The organism is Xanthomonas sp. 3498, from assembly GCF_014199795.1.
In the GTDB taxonomy this organism is placed as follows: Bacteria; Pseudomonadota; Gammaproteobacteria; order Xanthomonadales; family Xanthomonadaceae; genus Xanthomonas_A; species Xanthomonas_A rydalmerensis.
In genome coordinates this window covers 59,321-79,753 of record NZ_JACHOH010000008.1, presented here as the reverse complement: position 1 = coordinate 79,753, position 20,433 = coordinate 59,321, and the positions used below count along the sequence as shown (strand labels likewise).

Below are 20,433 nucleotides of genomic sequence, written 5' to 3'. Positions count from 1 at the left end.
CTCCTGCTCAGCTGGAGATCGCCAACTGCTCCTGCCGGTAGCGGCGCACCGCCGCCAGCCACAGCACCGCGGCCAGGCCGAAGCCGGTGAGCAGGTACACCGCCCAGATCTGCGGATCGATCGTTTCGCGGCGGATGATCTTCATCAGCATCTGGTTCTGCGCCAGGAACGGCACCGCGAACTGCCACAGCGTGGTCTTCAGCGGATACACCATCAACGCATAGCCGGGCAGCATCGGCAGCAGCATCAGCCAGGTCATGTGGCTCTGCGCCTCCTTCATGCTCTTGGCCGAGGCTGCCAGATAGGTCAGCAGCGAGGTGCCGATGAACAGCATCGGCAGCAGCACGAACAGCATCTGCAGCATCGCCACGAAACTGACGTTGAGCTGGCGGCCGATGCCGCTGGCCACCTGCGCGCTGAGCTTGAACGCGAGCAGGGTCAGCAGCAGCGACACCAGGCCGACCACGCACGCCGCGGCGATCTTGCCGCTGACGATGGCGCTGCGCGAGGCCGGCGTGGCCAACAGCGGCTCCAGCGATTGCCGCTCGCGTTCGCCGGCGGTGGCGTCGAGGATCAGGTAGGCACCGCCGATGAACGAGGTGATGGTCAGCAACACCGGCAGCAGCATCGCCAGCAATGCGCCGCGCTTGGCCTCGGGCGTGGCCAGGTCCTGCAACGCCACGTCGAGCGGTCGCGACACCTGCGAATCGATGCCGCGCGCCAGCAGGCGCAAGGCACCGACCTGCTGGCCGTACATGCTCAACGCGGCCTGCACCCGCTGGGTCGGGATGTCGGCGTCACGGCGGGTGCTGTCCTTGATGATCTCCACCAGCGCCGGGCGCCCTTCGTGCCAGGCGCTGGCGTAGTCCTCGTCGATCTTCAGCGCAAGATCCACGTCCTGGCTGCGGATCGCCCCGGTCAGGTCCTTCGGCGGCGCGACCGCGTTCAGGCCCTGCGCGGCGAGGAAGGCGACCAGGTTCGGCGCGCGTTCGCGGCCGATCACCGGAATGTCCAGCGGCTTGTCGATCTGGGTGCGCACGCGGCTCTCGGCCAGCGCGCCCATGCCCAGGATCAATGCCGGGTACAGCAGCGGGCCCAGCAGCAAGGCCAGCGCCAGGGTGCGGCGATCGCGCGAGAGGTCGCGCAATTCCTTGCGCATCACGGTGAATACAGTACGGAGCAGGCTCATGCGTGCAGTCCCTCGTCGCTGCCGATCGCCTTGACGAAGGCGTCTTCCAGATTGGGTTCGCCGGTAAGGGCGCGCAGTTCGTCGGCGGTGCCGGCGGCCACCACCGTGCCCTTGGCGATGATGACGATGCGATCGCACAACGCCGCCACCTCCTGCATGATGTGGCTGGAGAAGATCACGCAGCGTCCTTCCTCGCGCAGCTCGCGCAGGAAGCCGCGCAGCGCGCGCGTGGTCATCACGTCCAGGCCGTTGGTGGGCTCGTCCAGGATCACGTTGCGCGGGTCGTGGACCAGCGCGCGGGCGATCGCGGTCTTGGTGCGCTGGCCCTGGCTGAAGCCTTCGGTCTGGCGGTCGAGGATGTCGTCCATGTCCAGCGCCTTGGACAGCAGCCGGGTGCGCTCGGCGATGCGTGCCGACGACAGCCCGTGCAGCTCGCCGAAGTAGGCGATGTTCTCGCGCGCGGTCAGTCGTTTGTACACGCCGCGCGCATCCGGCAGCACGCCCAGCGCGCGCCGCACCGCCATCGGATCCTGGCCCACGTCGACGCCGTCCACGCGCACCTGGCCCTGGTCCGGCGCCATCAACGTGTACAGCATGCGCAAGGTGGTGGTCTTGCCGGCGCCGTTGGGACCGAGCAGGCCGGTGATCTGGCCGTCGGCGGCCTGGAAGCTGACCCCCTGCACCGCCTGCACGGTACCGGCGCGGGTCTTGAATGCCTTGTGCAGATTGTCGGCGACGATCATGCGCGCCCCTCCCTGTCGAACGATGCGCAGCTCATGGTTCCCATCCGTTGAATGAAGTGAAGGCCGGCACGCCGCTCATCGCGTCCAGGCAGGTGGCATCGAGGCGCTTGGCGTCGGCGGTCTCGAAGAACTGGCCGAGCAGCTTGGGCATGCAGCCCAGGGTCATGGTGCCGTGGCCCTGACCGCGCACCACCAGGTGGCGGCCGTTGGGCAGGCCCTTCAGCACGCGCTCGGCGTAGCGCGGCGGCGTCACCGGATCCAGCTGGCCGGAGGTCAGCAGCACCGGCAGATTGGAGGTGAACGGCGCGGTGAAGTCGGCCGGGCGGGTGCCGGTCGGCCAGGCCGGGCAGGCGGCGAAGAACATCTGCGCCACCTCCGGGCCGAGCAGCGTGTCGTGCGTCTGCGGCGCGCGATAGCGGTCGGCGTCCTCGGCGCAGATCACCGACCATTGCATGCCGCGGTTCATCTGCCCGTCCAGCTGCCCGCCCATCATCTTTGCCAGCGACATCAACGGCCCGTAACGCCCGTTGGCGGCCTCGTCCAGCACCAGCGGCAACAGCGACGCGGTCTGCGGCGCGTAGGAGAACGAGAACGCCAGGCTGGTGACGGTGTCGGCGGTGACGCGATCGTGGCGGCTCTGGCCGCTGGCCGGATCGCGGTAGTCCACCTCCACCGGCGCCTGCCGCAGGCGCTCCACCACGGCCCGCAGCTGCGCGCGGGTATCGGTGGGGAAGCGCTTGGCGCAGGCCACGTCGGCCTTGCATTGCTCGGCCTGCAGGGCGATCGCATCCTCGAAGGTGTTGGCGAACTCGCCGCCGACCACCAGGTCGTTCGGCGCCACGCCATCGATGACCACGCTGCGCACGTGCGGTGCATAGCGACGCGCGTACTGCTGGGCGACGCGGGTGCCGTAGGAGCCGCCGATCAGGTTGATCTTGTCCACGCCCAGCGCGGCACGCACCGCGTCCAGATCGCCGATCGCCTGGGTGGTGGTGTAGTAGCGCGGGTCGGCGCGGCCCTGCAGCGACTGCGCGCAGCGCCGCGCGTAGTCGACCAGTTCGGCGGCGGTGGGCGCGCGCACCGGATCGGCCAGCGGTAGTTCCTTCCCGTCCGGGCCCAGGCAGCTCAGCGGGTTGGACTGGCCGGTGCCGCGCTGGTCGATCAGGAACACGTCGCGGCGCTTGCGTGTCTCGCGCAGCGCCATGTCGACGATGCTGGCGACCTGGGTGGCGGCCTGGCCGGGACCGCCGGCCAGGAAGAACACCGGGTCCGGGTCGCTGCCGCCTTCCCCGGTGATCGGCAGCCAGGCGATGTTGAGCTCGATCTTGCGGCCGTTCGGCGCCGCCGGATTCTCGGCCACCGCCATGCGCGTGCACTGCGCCGGCACGTTGTTGGAAGCCACCGGATTGGTCAGCGTGCACGGGTGGAAGCGCAGCGCGCCGTAGCTGCGTTCGGACGTCTGCGGCGCCGGCGCCTGGGCCGCCTGGCAGGCGGCGAGCAACAGGGTGGCCGCCGCAATGGCGAACGGCCGGGAAGGGTGTCGCATGGTTCGCATCCTTGAGGTCATGGCTTGCAGAATGCCATGCCGGAACATGGCGTCGTCGGTGCCCGGTGGGGCATGGAACGGAGTACGCGGTTACTCGGCCTCATCGAACAGGAACACCTGCTCGATGCTGTGCGCGAACAACCGCGCGATACGGAACGCCAGCGGCAGGCTCGGATCGTACTTGCCGGTCTCCAGCGCATTGATGGTCTGTCGCGACACGCCCAGCCGCTCGCCCAGTTCGCCCTGCGACCAGCCTTGCGCCTCGCGCAGTTCGCGGATGCGGCTGTTCATTGGTAGCGGCGCGCGTTCGCGACCTTGACCACCCCATAGGTCATGCACAGTGCGGGGAACACCCACAACATTGCCGACGAGGCCGACAGTGCGATGACCTGCGCCGCCTGCAGGAACCCGGCCGCCATGTAGACGCCACAGGTCAGTCCGGCGGCGATGGCGATGGACTCCAGCTCGATGCGCCGCTGCAGTTCGTCGGAATCGCGCACGAAGCGCGCCACCGCGCGGATCACCAGCGCCAGCATCAATGCCGGCAGCAGCGCGACCACCACGCGCAGCCAGAGCACGTCGACGCTGTCGAGCAGACGCTTCCAGAACAGCATCACCACCACATAGGCCCCCATCGGCGGAAAGAACTCGCGGTAGTAGCGCCGCGCCAGCGCCCGCGGCGCGCTGTCGTACAGGCTGCCCCGCGACCACCACAGCAACACCGCCATGAACAGGCCGCCGATGCCGACGCCCATGCACACCCCACGCAGATAGGCGCTGCCGCCGAACGGCAACCAGGCCCCCGCCGCCAACAGCGCCAGACTCGCGCACAGCACCACGATCGCGTTGCGCCTGCAGTTGCCCATGCCCTGTCCCCAATCTCAGTCCACCCGGTCCGGCGCCCGTTCCGGCTGCGCCCCTTGTCGTGCTGACCTTTCCCCTGTCAAGCACGCTTGACAGGAGAATGCGCGCCGCGCGAACGCCTGTCAAGCGTCCTTTACAGACGGGATGAAAGCATCAATGGACCCGCCGACGCCCGGATGCGGACGCCCCTCATCCGGCCTGCGGAGAGCACTTTCCCCCCAAAGGGGACCATGGTCCCGAGGGGCGATGGAAGAAGCCAAAGCCCCTCTCCCTCCGGGAGAGGGGTTGGGGTGAGGGTACGGCGGGTCCGGCGCGCGCAGCGCTCGCGCCGATCGGTCATTGCGGGGCTTCGCCGTCCCTCATCCGCCCCTGCGGTGAGCACCTCCCCCCAAAAGGGGGCAATGGTCCCGAGGGGCGATGGGAGAAGCCAAAGCCCCTCTCCCCTCGGGAGAGGGGTTGGGGTGAGGGTGCGGGCGCGAAGCGCGCTCGGCATTTATGGAGCAAGCGGCTTCACCCCCAACAGACCTTCCCAGCGAGGCGGTCGCGGCTGAAGCCGCTCCTACGAGGGACGCACGCGCCGACCGTTACTTGCTGCTGACGTACTTCTCGCGACGGATGTGCTGCACCGGCAGGCCGGCCTCCTTCAGCGCGTCGAAGCAGGCATCGACCATGTTCGGATTGCCGCACAGGTAGGCGATGTCGCCTTCGGCCTGGGGCGCGAATTCACCGAGGAACTGCTGCACGTAGCCATGCCGCACATCGGCATGCGGCGCTTCCGGCAGCTCACGCGAGAAACACGGCACGAAGCGGAAACCGGGATGCGTCTCGGCGAAGGCGCGGAACTCGTCACCGTACAGCAGCTCGGCCGGCGTCCGCGCGCCCAGCAACAGCACCACCTCCACGCCGCGCTCGGCCATCGCCGCTTCCAGCAGCGGCAGCATCGAGCGGTACGGGGTGACGCCGGTGCCGGTGGCGATCAGCAGATAGCGACGGTTGCTGTCGCCCGGCTGCAGGCAGAAGCGCCCGTATGGACCGCTGGCGCAGACCTGGCCGCCGATCTCCAGCGCCTCGAACAGCGCGGTGGCCGCGCCGCCGGCGACGAAGCTGACCGCGATCTCCACCGTGGCGTCGGCCGGCTGCGCCGGATCGTGGCGGGTGGCCAGCGAGTAGCTGCGCTTGGTCGCCGTGCCGTCGGCATAGTGGAAGTGCACCTGCACGAACTGGCCAGGCGCGAACGGCAGGGGTTGGCCGTCGTCGCGGACGAAGCGGTAGTGGCCGACGGCCGGGGCCAGCATGTGGCGATCGACCAGTTTCAGCGGGAATTGGGCAGGCACGGAGATGCAACAGTCTGTGGCCGGGGGCGACCCCACGAGGTCTTCTATAATAGCGGCTGCACTTCTCCTGCGCCGTCGATGCGGCGCGAAGGCCCGCCTTGACTCCCGCACCTGCTCTTTCTTCCCAGACGCCGGCGCCCGCCCTGCGTGTGCGCGACCTGCGCAAGACCTACGACAACGGCGTGCAGGCCCTGCATGGCGTGTCGCTGGACGTGCTGCCCGGCGACTTCTTCGCCCTGCTCGGCCCCAACGGCGCCGGCAAGTCCACCCTGATCGGCATCATCAGCTCGCTGGTCAACCTCAGCGCCGGCCAGGTCGAGGTGTTCGGCACCGACCTGAGCAGCCAGCGCAGCGCGGCGATGCGCCTGATCGGCCTGGTGCCGCAGGAAATCAACTTCAACCTGTTCGAGAAGCCCTTCGACATCCTGGTCAACTACGCCGGCTTCTACGGCATGCCGCGCGCCGAGGCCGAGCGTCTGGCCGAAGTGGAACTCAAGCGCGCGCACCTGTGGGAGAAGGCCCAGGTGATGAGCCGCACCCTGTCCGGCGGCATGAAACGGCGGCTGATGATCGCCCGCGCGATGATGACCCGGCCGCGCCTGCTGATCCTGGACGAACCCACCGCCGGCGTGGACATCGAGATCCGCCGCGACATGTGGCGCGTGCTGCGCGAGATCAACGCCGCCGGCACCACTATCATCCTCACCACGCACTACCTGGAGGAAGCGGAGAGCCTGTGCCGCAACCTGGCGATCATCGACCGCGGCCGCATCGTCGAACAGGGACCGATGCGCGAACTGCTGGCCAAGCTGGACGTGGAAGGCTTCCTGCTGGACATCGACGGCGAGCTGCCGGCGCAGTTGCCGGCGATCGAAGGCACCACCCTGCTCGCCCAGGACGCGCACACCCTGGACCTGGACATGCCGCGGGCGATGGACCTCAACCGCGTGTTCGCCGCACTGGGCGACGCCGGCATCCGCGTGCGCTCCATGCGCACCAAGAGCAATCGCCTGGAAGAACTGTTCGTGCGCCTCACCGGCGAGCACCGCGACGCCGCCACGGCCAGCGCCGGCGCCACGCCGCCGCCCGCCACTCCCTGATGCCCCCACGGCGACGACCATGACCACCCAGACCGATTCCACCCTCCCCGTTTCCGACGCCACCCCGGCCCAGCGCAACTGGGTCGCGCTGGGCACCATCGTGCGCCGCGAGGTCAAGCGCATCCTGCGCATCTGGGGCCAGACCCTGGTGCCGCCGGCGATCACCATGACCCTGTACTTCCTGATCTTCGGCGGCCTGATCGGCTCGCGCGTGGGCGACATGGGCGGCTACAGCTACATGCAATTCATCGTCCCCGGCCTGGTGATGATGAGCGTGATCCAGAACAGCTACGGCAACATCAGCTCCAGCTTCTTCGGCGCCAAGTTCGGCCGCCACGTCGAGGAACTGCTGGTCAGCCCCATGCCCAACTGGGTGATCCTGTGGGGCTACGTCGCCGGCGCCGTGCTGCGCGGGCTGATGGTCGGCGTGATCGTGCTGATCATCGCCATGTTCTTCACCCCGGTGCGCATCCCGCACCCGCTGGTGACCCTGACCACGGTGCTGCTGGGCGCGACCATCTTCTCCCTGGCCGGCTTCATCAACGCGGTCTACGCCAAGAAGTTCGACGACGTGGCGATCGTGCCGACCTTCATCCTGACCCCGCTGACCTACCTGGGCGGCGTGTTCTATTCGGTCAAGCTGCTGCCCGGCTGGGCCGAGGCCGCGACCCACGCCAACCCCATCTTCTACATGGTCAACGCCTTCCGCTACGGCCTGCTTGGCAGCAGCGACGTGCCGGTGTGGGTGGCTTACAGCCTGATGCTGGGCTTCGTCGCGGTGCTGTCGGCGCTGGCGCTGTGGCTGCTGCGGCGCGGGGTGGGGTTGCGAAGCTGACGCCTCGCGCCCCCTCCGCACTACCGCGGCGTCCAGGGGTTCCACGCCTTCTCATGCCCGACGCATCCAGGCGCGGGGGCCGCTGGATGCGTCCCGTGTCCGCCCGGTTCTGAATCTCTGACTGCAAGCAGCGCGGCGGCAGGTCACCCGCCATTCGATGCCGCGGCCTCACCGGCCCGACCGGAGCAAGCGCATCTGCCTTGCTCCGCATCGATACACATTGCCAACTGTCTCGTCCCGCGTCGCCGGCCGCCCGCGGTCACCCCGCCCCGCGCGCGGGATCGCGGACGGTGCGCCATTCGCGGACGGCATCCCGTGCAACATGCCGACATATCCGCCACGCATCACAGCCAAATCTGACGGTGCGCACGGCGCGACTGCACCGAATTCACAATTGTATATTCCATACGGGATCGCACGCGTCCAAAGTTTGACTCTATAGTGTGATGCACATCAAATTTATCGCCAATTTATTAACGCAACTTTTCTTGTAACGGCAATAAGCCGACGCTACAGTGCACACGTCCGCTACACACCATCTCTTTACTGGACGTAAAGCGCGGGCCGGAGACCAGCTTCGTCTCCGTGAACGACTTCACTTAATGAACCCATGTCGCCACACGTTGCCGCTGGCACGTTTGTGTGTTGCCGGTAATTGGGCGATCGAGCCAAGGAGAGGAATCAGATGAAGATCCAACGCAAGCCCATCCGCTTCGGCCGCAAGCAGCAGGGCCAGGGCATGACCGAGTACATCATCATCGTGGCCCTGATCGCGATCGCGGCGATCGGCGTGTTCACGTTCTTCGGCGGCACCGTCCGCAGCCAGGTCGCCGGTATGGCGCAGGAACTGTCGGGCAAGGATGCCAGCGGCATGATCGGCCGCGCTGGCACCAATGCAGGCAAGGCGCAGCAGCAGGCCCAGAACGACAAGGGCATGGACAAGTACAACGGCAACAAGTAAGGCCCTTGCCACCATCTGCCCGGCGCGGGCAGATGGTGGCCTGCCGTTGATCTTGTCGGCAGCAGCCCTACGCGGGCTTCTGCGCTCAGCTAGCACACCCCAAATCCAATGGAACCAGCCGGGTCCGACGCGTGCGTCGTGCCCTCGGCGTGGTATTGCCCGAAGGAAGCCGTATGGTGACCATCGCCGCCGCCAATCACTCGACCACGATGGTCGCGCCGGGGCCGCTCCGCGTCCGCTCCAGGATGCGAGGGCAGGCCATGCCCATGGTGCTGGTATTCCTGATGGTGCTGTGCGTGGGGCTGTTGGTGACATTCAACACCGGCCAGGTGGTCGGTAAGAAGGTCGAACTCACCAATGCCGCCGATGCCGCTGCGTACAGCATCGCCGTCGAACAGGCACGCGCGCGCAATTTCGCTGCCTATCTGAATCGCGGACGCGTCGCCAACGAAGTGGCGATCGCGCAGATCGTCAGCCTCAACTCCTGGCTGACCATGGTCCACTCCACCACGGTCCACTTCGAAAAATTCAACAAGTTCGCAGAAGTGCTGCTGTTCTGGGTGCCTGGCCTGGGCGAAGCGCTGATCGCCATCGATCGCGCGATGACCGTGCTCAATAGAGCCATCAAGGCGTTCCGAATCTTCTTTCTGCAAGCCGCGAATGGCACCACCACCTGGCTGGACCAGGCACTCGACCATCCCTACTCGCTGGCCGCCGAGGCAGCTGTAAGCACGTTTGCGTCAGAAGCCAACGTCTTCACCATGGCAAGCAAAGTGGTCAAGGACAACGTGCCAGATGCCGATCTGACGACAGGCGGCAAGTTCGTACTTGCAAACAACGTTCGCTTGGCCGGCAACCAACTTCAATCCTATGATCCTGGTCGTGGCGCGGGCCTGAGAAGCGTCAATCAGGGCGGCGAGCGTTATCGCAATGTCGTGATGGCGTCTCGCGACACGTTCACGCGCGCACGCGACGGCACCGCATTCGGCGTATTCAACAACAACGGCGGCACCGACATGGTCGAGTACGACCGCTGGTCGGGTGTGGACGCCTTTCAGTTCCGTCTGCCCCTGTTCTTGAAGACCTTCAAGTTTCCGATCGGCTGGGGTGGAACTCAGGCGGTGAACGGGCGCAAACCGAGTTTCTTCGCCGGCATGAACAATGGGCGGGGTTGGAAATCGCCCTATGACGGCCGCCGCTACCAGGCCTACAACGGCACCCGAAGTAGCGATATCGCTGGCAGATTCATCGAGGGCGACCCTGCTGTCACGCCAGAATTCAAGCGCGACAAGGCATTCCTTAGTGGCTATCGCTATGGCGTCAGCCCCCGGTATCACGACGTCAAGGACACCTATTCGCAAAGTCCTGAGGGCGCCAACGCAGGGCCAATCTATACCGTCGAAGTGGGCACTCAGATCGCAAAGGCGCGTACCAGTTCCGCGTTGAAGATCGGAAGCGGGCGCATGCAACTCAAGGACGAGGCGCACGGCGAGCAACTGCGTGCGATGGCGAGCGCCCAGGTCTACTTCAACCGGCCCTATGAACTCAGCGCCTTCCGGCGCTCGGTGTGGGGCAGAGGCGACGGAAAGTTCGAAAAAGGCAGCCTGTTCAGCCCGTACTGGCAGGCGCGCCTGGTGAAGACTCCCGATTCTGACCGCAGATTCCTGGTGCTTGCTCCATGATGGTATCAACCAATCGACTTCGCCCCTTGGCACTTGTGTGCATGGCATCTCTGGCGTTCACCGCCGGGTGCCAATCGCACGACGCGACAGAAGGCAATAGCGGCGAAGAATCTTCGTCCTCCGAAAGTGGCGTCAAGTCACTCCCTGCACTCCACGTGGTCCTGACATGGGAATCGCGTATGGGAGGCGAAAACTGGGAGCGCAAGAACTACCAGGCAAAGCTGGATGCCTGCCGCGGTTCCGGCATGCCGATGCGTGCGCTCTCCGCAGAAGAAGAGGCGAAGCTGGGAACCGGCGAGGTCGAGATCATGATCGACGCCCATCGCCAGTTCGCACATCAGGTCAGTTGGACGCTTGGCGTCGATGGCGACAGCGCGCAAGCCACCTGCATGATCAAGCTCGAGCAACACACGGACAAGAGCGCTGTCGAAGACACGAGCGGCATGTACACCGCGCTGGATAGCGACGCCCGAACCCAGGAGCGTCAGAACGTTCAGTCAATCGGCTGGAAGTTGGCGGGCGAGAGCCAGATCAAGGGCCAGCCGTGCACGCGCTGGCAAAACGGCAAGCAGGAAGTTTGCATGTGGTCTGGCGGCACCAAATGGGGCTTTTCCGACTCTCCCGCGGACGTTGCCGGCTGTACGGTTGACGGCGCAGGCAACTATCTGCAGTCCATTCCACTGGATGCAAAACCGCTGCAGGGCGGCAACGGCTGCTTGCTGCAGGTCAAGTCGTTCAGCCTCGGCAGCGGCCTGATTCCTTCCAACGTGGCGGGCGGGAAGGAAGAGAACTAGGAGGACGCAGGATGAAGACGACGTTCTTTTCACCGCGCAGGATGCACGGACAGGGGATGGTGGAGCTGGCGGTGTGTGCCGCCGTGCTGGTTCCGCTGTTCCTGCTGATTCCCGTCGTCGCCAAACTGGGACACAGCAAGCAAATGGCGATGCAAGCCGCGCGCAATGCTGCCTGGGAAGCCAGCGTGGCCAACAACTATCAACCGCCCAGTCGCGCCCAGTTGCAGCAACGCGCGCTGGACCGCAACTTTGCCGACGCCGATACGCCGATCACCAGCCGTGCGTCCGGCAACGGCAGCGGTGCGTTCGCCGACCAGATGCTCAACACCTTCTCCAACCGGAAGTTGCTGGAGAAGAGCGACCTGTCGATCACGCGAACCGCCAACAGCAGTTCGCCCGGCTATGTCGACAACGCGGCCGGGCTCGTGCCGCGGAATTTCGCCGACGGCGCGTTCCCGCCCAATCGCAACGGCTATGTCACCGCTGAGGTGACACTGAACTATCGCGATCTGAAGACGACGGACGGACGACCTGCGCGCTTTCTGGAACCGCTGGACAATCTCAATCTGGTCGACAAGCGCCACCAGACCCTGCTGACCGATGCCTGGAACGCGTCCGGGCCACGCAGTGGACCGCGGAGCGTGGTCAGCGCGGTGCGTCCGCTGGCGCCAGTGTCCTACTTCAGCGGCCTCGATCGCATCTTCGACATGGTCAAGCCGTTGAAGCCGATCCTGCCGATGGTCGGCTCCCTCGGCGACCTGGAGCTGGGCACCATCGAGCCGGATGTCGTGCCCTCGGACAAGCTGGCCAACTATCCGGTCAAGCCGGGCAAGCCATGAACGCGCGCCGCTCCCATCGCATGCTCGCCAGCGGGCTGGGCGCGCTGCTATCTGCGGTGGCGGCGCAGCCGGCGCGTGCGGTGGACTGGCCGGACGTCCCGGTCCCGGACGAAGCCTCCGGCGAGGTCGTGTCCGACCACATGCTCTACAACGGCATCGCGATGCGCGCCAGCCGATTCCGCGTCGCCCAGTCGCCGCAGCAGGTCGAGCAGTTCTATCGCAAGGCATGGGGCGATCTGGTCGTGGCGACGCCGGCCGGCAGCAAGACCGTACTCGGCCACATGACCAAGAGCGGCTACTACATCACGGTGGAACTGAGTGGCGATGCCAACCGTACGCAGGGCCAGATCGGCGTGATGGAAATTCCGAAGAGAAACCTCCCCGCCGACGGCGTCGGCAAAGGCTTCGGCCGGCTGCCCGACACACAGGTCGCCGAGGACATCGTCTACATGGACACCCCGCGTCATGTCAGGACACTGAGCATGCTCAACCGCTACACGCCGCTGCAGAACCAGCAGTACTACGCGCGGTACTTCGCCGGTCAGGGCTATTCCCGCGACGGCTCCTCGTCGACCTGCACTGCGAGCAGCCCGCACTGCGTCTCCCGTTTCACCCGGCAGGACGATCGCGTCACCGTGACCTCGAGCCGGGGACAGACCGGCACCGTGATCGTGGCGGTGGTCGAATGAACGCGCTTGCCCTGCCCGGCCGGCGCCTGCAGCGCGGCCAGTCCACGATCGAATACACCGTGGTGGTCATGGCGCTGGTGATCGTGCTGATCGCCAAGCCCGACGTGATCACTGAAGTGGTGACCACCCTGAAAGAACTCTATGCCGCGTTCGTCTATGCCATTTCGGTCTCCGACGTGCTGACGGGCTGAATCCTTTTCGAGACAAACCCGCCGACGGCACTTCTTCAATGCAGAAACCCAAACTCAGCAAGAACGTTCTTTTCATCCTGATCGCCGTGGTCATGGCCGGCCTTGCGGCCTTCATCGCGGTCAGCTACATCCGCACCACGGTCGCGGAACGGACCCAGGACAACCGACCGATGGTCGACGTCGCGGTGCCAGTGAACGATTTGCCGCAGGGCGCCATCCTGCAAGGTGGCGATCTGGCCCTGCGCACGATCCCGGCCGAGTTCGCGCCCGCCGATGCGGTCACGCCCGACAATCACACCCAGTTCGAAGGCAGGATGCTGCGTGCACCAGCACGCGGTGGTGCGCCCTTGAGCGCCAGCGCCCTGGTTCCGCTGTACGACCAGTTCTCGCGGCTGATTCCCAAGGGCAAGGTCGCCTACACGATGAGTGTCGACGAGAACAATTCGATCTCGGGCATGATCGCGCCAGGCGACCTGATCGACATCTTCTTCGTCAAGGACGCCACCACCGGCGGCAATGGTGGCCAGGGCGCGGGCGCGCAGGTGTTCCCACTGCTGCAGAAGGTCAAGGTGCTGGCCGCCGGCAGCCGCATCGGCGAGGCGCCGACGCCGAAGGACGGCGAGGAAGCCAATACGTCCACCGGCTTTTCCAGCGTGACCCTGGAGCTGGACCAGTACCAGGCCAAGCAGTTGGCCGTCGCCTCGAAGGTAGGGGCGGTGCGCGTGCTGCTGCGCGAGATCAAAGACACCTCGCCAGGCGCAGCAACGGGCATGAGCGAGAGTCAGTTGTTGCGGTCGCTGGGTTCCGGCGATTCGGCAGACATAGGCAGCGGAAGCAGCCGCGTTGAGTTCATCATTGGCGGAAAGGGTTAAGCATGACGCAGGCAACACGTCGCAGGAGCAAGGCCGGAGCATCGGCGCCATGGTTGGCCGGCGTGTTGCTGGCGGGCATCGGGGGATGGAATGCATCGGCACAACAGGCCGCGAGCGCTGCACCGGCGGCACGGCCTTCCGCGCAGGCTGCAGCGGTGGCACGGCCTGCAACGCAGGCCGCACCGGCGGCTGGTCAGGCAGCGGATACACCCTCGGCCGAGCAGGCGCGCCTGATGGCGCAAGGGCGCCAGGTCGACCAGTTCAAGCAATCGGTGGAATCGCAGATCCAGGAACTGGGCAGCAGCGGCGCCTCGTCGGGCGGTGGCGGCGGCGTCGCCCTGGCCGGTGACAAGAAGCCGTCGGTCGCCCCGTTGATCCAGTCGTCGCAAAGCATCTATGCCGGCGAGGCCGTGGTTCGGCGAGTCCCCGGGGCACTGCGGCGCATCGCGGTCGGCGACGGCGAGGTCCTGAGTGTCTTCTCGGTCGGCAAGTCCGAAGTGGTCATGATCGGTACCAAGCCCGGCGAGACCAACGTGCACCTGTGGATGGCCGATGGCAGCCAGCGCGACGTCAGCGTGACGGTGGGGGGAAGCAAGTCCGAAGGCGCGGCCGAGACCGTGCGCGAACTGCTGGGCAATACGCCGGGCATCACCGTGCGGGCCATCGGCTCCAACGTGGTGATCTCGGGCAACGACATCGACGCCGCCACCACGGCAAAGATCCAGGCGCTGCAGAAGATCTATCCGCAGGTGCTGAACTTCGCCGGCGCCGACCCGGTGGGCATGCGGCCGATGGTGCAGATGGACGTGTCGATCATGGAGTTCAACAAGAACGCCGTGGAGGATCTGGGCATCCGCTGGGACAGCACCATCGACGGCCCGATCGGCGGTCTGATCCGCGACGTCACCAAAAACGATTACTTCCGCGTGCTGCCGCAGGAGAACCAGACCTTCCAGGACATCAAGGATCGGTTGCCGACCAGGCTGTCCGGACCGCAGGGCTACTTCGGCATCGCCACCACCATCGCCTCGAAGATCAACCTGCTGATGAGCCGCGGCAAGGCCTGGGTGCTCGCGCAGCCCAAGCTGAGCGCCAAGAGCGGCAGCAACGCCACCTTCCTGGTCGGCGGCGAAGTGCCGATCGTGGTGCCGTCGATCCTCGGCCAGACCCAGATCGAGTACAAGGAATACGGCATCCGCCTGAACATCAACCCGACGGTCAACTCGTCCAATCAGGTGAATACCTCGATCATGGCCGAAGTCAGCCGGATCGATCCATCGGTGTCGGTGCAGGGCGTTCCCGGCTTCCTGACCCGGCGCGTGGAGACCGAGCTGAACGTCAATGCCGGCCAGACCATCGTCATTTCCGGCCTGCTCGATCGGGAGGCCTCCAAGGCCGTGGACAAACTGCCGCTGCTGGGCGACATCCCGATCCTGGGCAAGCTGTTCCGCTCCGATGGCTTCCGCGGCAACAAGACCGAACTGGTCATTTTCGTGACCCCGCGCATCGTCAGCCCGACTTCCCCGGAGAACCTGCAGGATCTGCAGCGTGCCCAGGGGATCGAGAAGGAATTGCAGGACGAGATCAGCCCGCGGCAAGACAAGTTGATCAAGTAACCCACCCCACGGAGCGCAAGGTTCACCGCCATGTTCACAGTGCTGATCAATACGCCGGGAGGCGACACGCGCCAGGTCAAATGCATGCACCGCGAGTGCGGCATCGGCCGCGCCGACGCCAACCTGGTGATGCTGCAGGGCTGGAACATCGCCGGCAAGCACGCCACCCTGCTGCGCGAGGACGACGGCGTGTTCATCCTGCCGCTGGGCGGGCGCGAGCCGATCACGCTCAACGGCAAGGTGGTGCTGGCAAAGCAGGGGCCGATCGACGGCAAGGACGAGATCCGCATCGGCCAGTACATGCTGAAGGTCAGCGGCGACGACGCACGCATCGTCAGGCAGACGCCGGCCGCCAACGACAGCGCGGCCGTCAAGACCGAGCCGGCGTCGGCAGCACCCGCAACCGACGCGGCACCTGATCGCCAGCCGTCTGCGCCCGTCGCGACGGAGATGGTGGTGGCCGGGCCGCCACCATCGGATATCGCCACCTGGCGCACCAAGTTGCACATGGCGCTGGTGCGGCAGATGGATCTGCGCCGCATGGATGTGCGCAGCATGGACGACAGCGCGCTGCGCGACAGCACCATCAACCTGATCGACGACATCATCAAACGCGAGTTCAGCGACCTGCCAGCGGACATCAGCCCGCGCCGGCTGGCCAAGCAGGTCCTGGACGAGGCGATCGGGCTGGGGCCGCTGGAAGACCTGATCGACGATCCGACCGTCACCGAAATCATGGTCAACTCCCATGACGACATCTTCATCGAGCGTGCCGGGCGCATCCAGAAATCCGAAGTGGTGTTCTCCAACGAACGCGCCTGCCTGGCCGCGATCGAGCGCATCGTCACTCCACTGGGACGGCGCATCGACGAAAGCTCTCCGCTGGTCGACGCGCGCCTGAAGGACGGCTCGCGCGTCAACGCGGTGATTCCGCCGGTCGCCCTACGCGGCCCCAGTATCAGCATCCGTAAGTTCGCCACTCGCCGGCTGTTGGGCGAGGACTTGCTGAAGTTCGGATCGCTGAACGAGGCGATGCTGGAGTTCCTGATCATGGCGGTGCGCGAGCGCCGCAACATCGTCGTGTCCGGCGGTACCGGCTCGGGCAAGACCACGCTGCTGAACATCCTGTCGAACTTCATCCCCGATGGCGACCGCGTGGTCACCATCGAGGACGCGGCCGAACTCAAGCTGGTGCAGCCGAACCTGGTGGCACTGGAGGCACGCCCGCCCAACATGGAGGGCAAAGGCCAGATCACCATCCGCGATCTGGTCAAGAACGCGCTGCGTATGCGCCCGGATCGCATCGTGGTCGGTGAGTGCCGTGGCGGCGAGTGTCTGGACATGCTGCAGGCGATGAATACCGGCCACGAAGGCTCGCTGACCACCGCGCACGCCAACAACCCGCGCGAGACGCTGTCGCGCCTGGAGGTGATGGTGATGATGGCCGGCATGGAGCTGCCGATGGTAGTGGTGCGCGAACAGATCGCCTCGGCGGTCAACCTGATCGTGCACCAGCGCCGCTATCCCTGTGGCTCGCGCAAGGTCAGTCACATCACCGAGATCACCGGCATCGAAAGCGGCACCATCCAGATGCAGGATCTGTTCCTGTTCAAGCCCACCACCTACCATGGCCCCGACGGCAAGGTCGCCGGCAACTTCGTGGCGACCGGTGCAGTGCCCGAGTTCTACGAGGAACTCGCCGAGCGCGGCGTGTCGGTGGACCTGGGCATCTTCCGCAACCAGGGAAGCGCGCGCTGATGGCCCTGTGGCTGATCGCCCTGCTGGTGTTCGCCGGGACCGTGACGGCATTCCTGCTGATCGCGCGCTCCAGCGAGCAGTTTCTGAAGCGCTACCGCGAAAGCTTCATGGACCAGGCGCGCATGAACCTGGCGGACATGTTCCTGTTCCTGGATCCCGCCCAGGTCTACCTGATCAGCGCCGTGGTGATGGTGATCGTCCCGCTGCTGGTGTGGATGCTGACCGGCAGCCTGATCATCGCGGTACTGATCGGCATCTTCCTGCTCTTTGCGCCACGCAAGATCTACGCGTTCCTGCGCAAGCGCCGGCTCGAGCAGATCCAGGAGCAGCTCCCCGACGCATTGCAGATGCTGTCCAGCAGCCTGCGTGCCGGCGTCGGGTTTGCGCCGGCGATGGAGGTCTTGGTCCACGACGGGCAACCGCCGCTGGCGCAGGAATTGGCGCTGGTGCTGCGCGAACAACACATGGGGCTTCGCGCCGAAGAGGCGATGGAGAACTTCAGCAAGCGCGTGCCCATCACCGACGCCGAGCTGTTCGTCTCGGCGGTCAATATCTCGCGCGAGGTGGGCGGCAATCTGGCGGAGACCCTGGCGACCCTGGCCGAGACGCTGCGCCGGCGCCTGACCATGGAGAAGAAGGTGAAGGCACTGACCGCCCAGGGCCGCCTGCAGGGCATCGTCATGGCGATGCTGCCGGTCTTCCTGATCGGCTATCTCAGCCTGATGTACAGCGAAACCATGCAGCCGATGTTCCACAGCTGGCACGGCTGGGTGGTGATCACCATCTGCCTGGTCATGGAATACCTGGGCTACCGCCTCTGCAAGAAGATCATGACGATCGACGTATGACCTGGATGCTCGCCCTCGTCGCTCTTCTTGCCGCCGGCGCCGTCGCGCTGGTGGTGATCGGCACGCGCGGGGTGATCCGCGAAGTCGAGCTGGAAGACCGTACCTATTACGATCCCCTGCCGCGGCTGATGCAGTTGATGTGGCCGCTGGTGACCGTCCTTACCCGGCGCATTGCGCCGCGCCTGAGCGTCGCGCAGTTGGAGCAGACCCATCGGCAGTTGCAGGCGGCCGGCCAGGACTACACGCTGACGCCGGAAGAGTTCTATGGCCTGCGCATGGCCAGCGCGCTGGTGGTGGTTGCCTTCTTCCTGCTGTGCACCGGCATGCTTGGTCACCTCGGCATCGGCTCGGGCCTGATGTGCCTGCTGTTCGGCGGCGTGCTCGGCTGGCTGTATCCCGCCCTGTGGCTGGGCGAACGCCGCAAGGCGCGGCAGAAGACCGTGGTGCGCGATCTGCCGATCTACCTGGACTTCATCACCATGGCGGTCGAGGCCGGCCTGAACGTCACCGGCGGCATCGAACAGGCCGTCGCGAAGGGCCCCTCAGGCGCGCTGTCGCAGGAGTTCTCGCGCATGCTGCGCGATCTGCGCGCGGGCCTGCCGCGCGCCGAAGCGCTGCGGCGCATGGCCGAGCGCATGGACATCGCGCAGATCACCAGCTTCACCAGCGCACTGATCCAGGCCGACAAGGTCGGCGCAAACCTCAGCGACACGTTGCGCGCGCAGGCCAACCAGCGCCGCGAGGAACGCTTCCTGCGCGCCGAGAAGCTGGCGCTGGAAGCGCCGGTGAAGATGATGCTGCCGCTGGTGATGTTCTTCTTCCCGCTGATCTTCCTGTTCCTGGGCTATTTCATCTACTTGAAGATGCTGCAGGAGGGGATCCTGTGAAACGCGGGTGCATCGAGCGCAGCGCCGGCGCCCCGATCCCGCAGGTGTGGGCGGCGGATACCTGGTGGTCGCGCGCGCGCGGGCTGCTGGCACGCCCGGCACTGGCCGCCGATGGATCGGAGGCCTTGCTGATCCGCCCCTGCGCCAGCGTGCATACCATCGGCATGGCCTATCCGCTGGATCTGGTGTTCCTGGGCCACGACGATGCCGTGCTCGAGTGGCGCGAGAACGTCAGGCCGTATCGCACCGCGATGTGCCGGCGCGCCGCGGCCACCATCGAGTTCCATGGCGGTGCGCTGGACCGCCTGCAGCCGCGACGCGGCGAACACTGGCAATGGCGCGCCACCGCGCCGGCGCCTTCCTCTCCGGGAGCCCGATCATGAAAGCACGCGTACGCACCCTGCGCAGCCGCTCATCCATGCGCGGTCAGTCCATGGTGGAACTGGTGATCATCACGCCGGTGCTGCTGTTCCTGCTGCTCGCCGTCATCCAGGCGGTGCTGCTGTACCGCATGAAGTCCACGCTCGATTACGCCACGCTGATGGCCGCTAGGGCGGGCGCGGTCAGCGGGGTGGACCGGGAGGAAATGCGCAAAGGTTTGGCCAAGGGCATGATGCCGCTACATGTCCACGAAACTGGCCAGGCGGCGGTCGAACAAGCGTTCGGGGCTGCGTACTTCGATATCAGGGTAAACAGCCAGATCACCGTCATCAGTCCCACCCGCGCCGCATGGAACAATTTCAAGGAGCGCCAGTACAACGGCAGCTATGCGCTGCCCAACGACACGCTCGCTTACCGCAGCACGGCGATCGGCAGCAGCGGCGTCAATGTCCAGGACGCCAATATCCTCAAGATCAAGGTGGTCTACAACGCAAAGCTTGACGTGCCGTTCGTCGACTGGGTGTTGGGGGGGAATTCCCAGTATCTGAAGCCGGGCACATTCGAGTCCTCCCCCCTTCAAACGTTCACCCGGCGCCTGCCGATCGAAAGCTACGCCATCGTGCGCATGCAGTCGCCGATCTACACGCAAGGCAACCTGGACAAGTGATGTCCCGTCTCGCGCTGCTGGCGTGCGTTGCACTGCTGTTCCAGATCATTGCCGGCTCGGCGTGCGCCGAGGACGCCGCGTTCTCCGGCGTGGCGCAGGTCAGCACCAACGAACTTGGCGGCCTGAGCCGGATCCAGCCGCGCGGCGCGGCGCAGCCGGCGACGGTGTTCTTTCGCGACGACGCGTTGCGCATCCAGTTCCAGGATGCCAGCGGTCGGTCGTATGCGCTGATCCTGGCAAAAGATGCGCCCACTGGTTGGATCGTCGACCAGCACGGTGGTGCGATGCCCGTTCCCGGCATGCGCTGGCGACTACGCTTCGATCCGGAGCAACCCTGCGCAGGGCTGGGCATGTTCGCCGACTGCCAGCGCAGCGACAGCGGCCTGCGTGCGGGCCGCGACGCGGTGCAATGGCGGTACCGCCTGGCCAATCCGGACGGACCAGGCAGAACCCGGCAAGGCACGATGTGGCTGGACCGTGAGACCGGCCTGGTGCTCGCCTATCGCGGCAAGACCGGACTGGAGCAGCAACAGCAATGGGATATCCAGCGCGTCGATTACGGCGCGCAACCCGACGCATTGTTCCAACCGCCCGATCTTGCGCACTGATCCCGCTTTCGCTGCGACCCGAGCGCTCG

General features: G+C 66.0%; 22 protein-coding genes. 16 read left to right on the top strand and 6 right to left on the bottom strand.

Annotated features, from left to right (window positions below):
* Positions 1 to 7: 7 nt before the first annotated feature.
* The 6 genes from GGR66_RS19180 to GGR66_RS19155 form a co-directional block, all read right to left on the bottom strand.
* Positions 8 to 1,189 carry an ABC transporter permease gene (locus tag GGR66_RS19180; RefSeq protein WP_184449934.1) on the bottom strand — a complete coding sequence of 394 codons (1,182 nt, stop codon included), beginning with the start codon at positions 1,187 to 1,189 and terminating at the stop codon, positions 8 to 10.
* The gene (locus tag GGR66_RS19175) at positions 1,186 to 1,932 is read right to left on the bottom strand and encodes an ATP-binding cassette domain-containing protein (protein WP_160964494.1); all 747 of its coding nucleotides are present in this window, start codon (positions 1,930 to 1,932) and stop codon (positions 1,186 to 1,188) included. The genes GGR66_RS19180 and GGR66_RS19175 overlap by 4 nt, the downstream gene beginning before the upstream one ends.
* A gap of 31 nt (positions 1,933 to 1,963) precedes the next feature.
* The gene (locus GGR66_RS19170) at positions 1,964 to 3,478 is read right to left on the bottom strand and encodes an alpha/beta fold hydrolase (protein ID WP_184449931.1); all 1,515 of its coding nucleotides are present in this window, start codon (positions 3,476 to 3,478) and stop codon (positions 1,964 to 1,966) included.
* 90 nt (positions 3,479 to 3,568) lie between these two features.
* On the bottom strand, positions 3,569 to 3,769 hold the full coding sequence (locus tag GGR66_RS19165) for a helix-turn-helix transcriptional regulator (RefSeq protein ID WP_160964498.1): 201 nt from the start codon (positions 3,767 to 3,769) through the stop codon (positions 3,569 to 3,571).
* A complete protein-coding gene (locus tag GGR66_RS19160; RefSeq protein ID WP_160964500.1) occupies positions 3,766 to 4,344 on the bottom strand; it encodes a hypothetical protein in 579 nt (192 codons plus the stop codon). Before GGR66_RS19160 ends, GGR66_RS19165 begins: the two co-directional genes overlap by 4 nt.
* A 582-nt stretch (positions 4,345 to 4,926) precedes the next feature.
* The gene (locus tag GGR66_RS19155; RefSeq protein WP_237475211.1) at positions 4,927 to 5,637 is read right to left on the bottom strand and encodes an FAD-binding oxidoreductase; all 711 of its coding nucleotides are present in this window, start codon (positions 5,635 to 5,637) and stop codon (positions 4,927 to 4,929) included.
* Positions 5,638 to 5,774: 137 nt separating this feature from the next.
* Between GGR66_RS19155 and GGR66_RS19150 the strand changes: the two genes are divergently transcribed.
* The 16 genes from GGR66_RS19150 to GGR66_RS19075 all read left to right on the top strand — a co-directional run bounded on the left by GGR66_RS19150 (position 5,775) and on the right by GGR66_RS19075 (position 20,404).
* Positions 5,775 to 6,776, top strand: coding sequence for an ABC transporter ATP-binding protein (locus GGR66_RS19150; RefSeq protein WP_184449929.1), 1,002 nt, complete (start codon positions 5,775 to 5,777; stop codon positions 6,774 to 6,776).
* 19 nt (positions 6,777 to 6,795) lie between these two features.
* A complete protein-coding gene (locus GGR66_RS19145) occupies positions 6,796 to 7,611 on the top strand; it encodes an ABC transporter permease (RefSeq protein ID WP_160964501.1) in 816 nt (271 codons plus the stop codon).
* A gap of 685 nt (positions 7,612 to 8,296) precedes the next feature.
* Positions 8,297 to 8,572, top strand: coding sequence for a pilus assembly protein (locus GGR66_RS19140; protein WP_160964502.1), 276 nt, complete (start codon positions 8,297 to 8,299; stop codon positions 8,570 to 8,572).
* Positions 8,573 to 8,745: 173 nt separating this feature from the next.
* On the top strand, positions 8,746 to 10,254 hold the full coding sequence (locus tag GGR66_RS19135) for a pilus assembly protein TadG-related protein (RefSeq protein WP_255421797.1): 1,509 nt from the start codon (positions 8,746 to 8,748) through the stop codon (positions 10,252 to 10,254).
* A gap of 41 nt (positions 10,255 to 10,295) precedes the next feature.
* Positions 10,296 to 11,048, top strand: a complete 753-nt coding sequence (locus GGR66_RS19130; protein WP_255421796.1) for a hypothetical protein — start codon at positions 10,296 to 10,298, stop codon at positions 11,046 to 11,048.
* A gap of 11 nt (positions 11,049 to 11,059) precedes the next feature.
* Positions 11,060 to 11,887: a TadE family protein gene (locus GGR66_RS19125; protein WP_237475206.1), complete on the top strand. Its 828-nt coding sequence runs from the start codon at positions 11,060 to 11,062 to the stop codon at positions 11,885 to 11,887.
* Complete coding sequence (locus tag GGR66_RS19120; RefSeq protein ID WP_237475207.1) at positions 11,884 to 12,576, top strand: hypothetical protein; 693 nt, start codon at positions 11,884 to 11,886, stop codon at positions 12,574 to 12,576. The genes GGR66_RS19125 and GGR66_RS19120 overlap by 4 nt, the downstream gene beginning before the upstream one ends.
* Complete coding sequence (locus tag GGR66_RS19115) at positions 12,573 to 12,767, top strand: hypothetical protein (RefSeq protein ID WP_160964504.1); 195 nt, start codon at positions 12,573 to 12,575, stop codon at positions 12,765 to 12,767. Before GGR66_RS19120 ends, GGR66_RS19115 begins: the two co-directional genes overlap by 4 nt.
* A gap of 38 nt (positions 12,768 to 12,805) precedes the next feature.
* Positions 12,806 to 13,639, top strand: coding sequence for a Flp pilus assembly protein CpaB (cpaB, locus tag GGR66_RS19110; protein WP_160964505.1), 834 nt, complete (start codon positions 12,806 to 12,808; stop codon positions 13,637 to 13,639).
* A gap of 233 nt (positions 13,640 to 13,872) precedes the next feature.
* Complete coding sequence (locus GGR66_RS19105; protein WP_160964506.1) at positions 13,873 to 15,255, top strand: pilus assembly protein N-terminal domain-containing protein; 1,383 nt, start codon at positions 13,873 to 13,875, stop codon at positions 15,253 to 15,255.
* A 30-nt stretch (positions 15,256 to 15,285) separates the two neighbouring features.
* Positions 15,286 to 17,013: an ATPase, T2SS/T4P/T4SS family gene (locus tag GGR66_RS19100; protein WP_184449925.1), complete on the top strand. Its 1,728-nt coding sequence runs from the start codon at positions 15,286 to 15,288 to the stop codon at positions 17,011 to 17,013.
* Positions 17,013 to 17,861, top strand: a complete 849-nt coding sequence (locus GGR66_RS19095) for a type II secretion system F family protein (RefSeq protein WP_184449923.1) — start codon at positions 17,013 to 17,015, stop codon at positions 17,859 to 17,861. The genes GGR66_RS19100 and GGR66_RS19095 overlap by 1 nt, the downstream gene beginning before the upstream one ends.
* A complete protein-coding gene (locus GGR66_RS19090) occupies positions 17,858 to 18,748 on the top strand; it encodes a type II secretion system F family protein (protein ID WP_184449921.1) in 891 nt (296 codons plus the stop codon). The genes GGR66_RS19095 and GGR66_RS19090 overlap by 4 nt, the downstream gene beginning before the upstream one ends.
* The gene (locus GGR66_RS19085) at positions 18,745 to 19,131 is read left to right on the top strand and encodes a DUF192 domain-containing protein (RefSeq protein WP_184449919.1); all 387 of its coding nucleotides are present in this window, start codon (positions 18,745 to 18,747) and stop codon (positions 19,129 to 19,131) included. The genes GGR66_RS19090 and GGR66_RS19085 overlap by 4 nt, the downstream gene beginning before the upstream one ends.
* Entirely contained in the window at positions 19,128 to 19,796 is a 669-nt protein-coding gene (locus GGR66_RS19080; protein ID WP_184449917.1) for a TadE family protein, read from the top strand. The genes GGR66_RS19085 and GGR66_RS19080 overlap by 4 nt, the downstream gene beginning before the upstream one ends.
* Entirely contained in the window at positions 19,796 to 20,404 is a 609-nt protein-coding gene (locus tag GGR66_RS19075) for a hypothetical protein (protein WP_184449915.1), read from the top strand. The genes GGR66_RS19080 and GGR66_RS19075 overlap by 1 nt, the downstream gene beginning before the upstream one ends.
* Positions 20,405 to 20,433 lie beyond the last annotated feature (29 nt).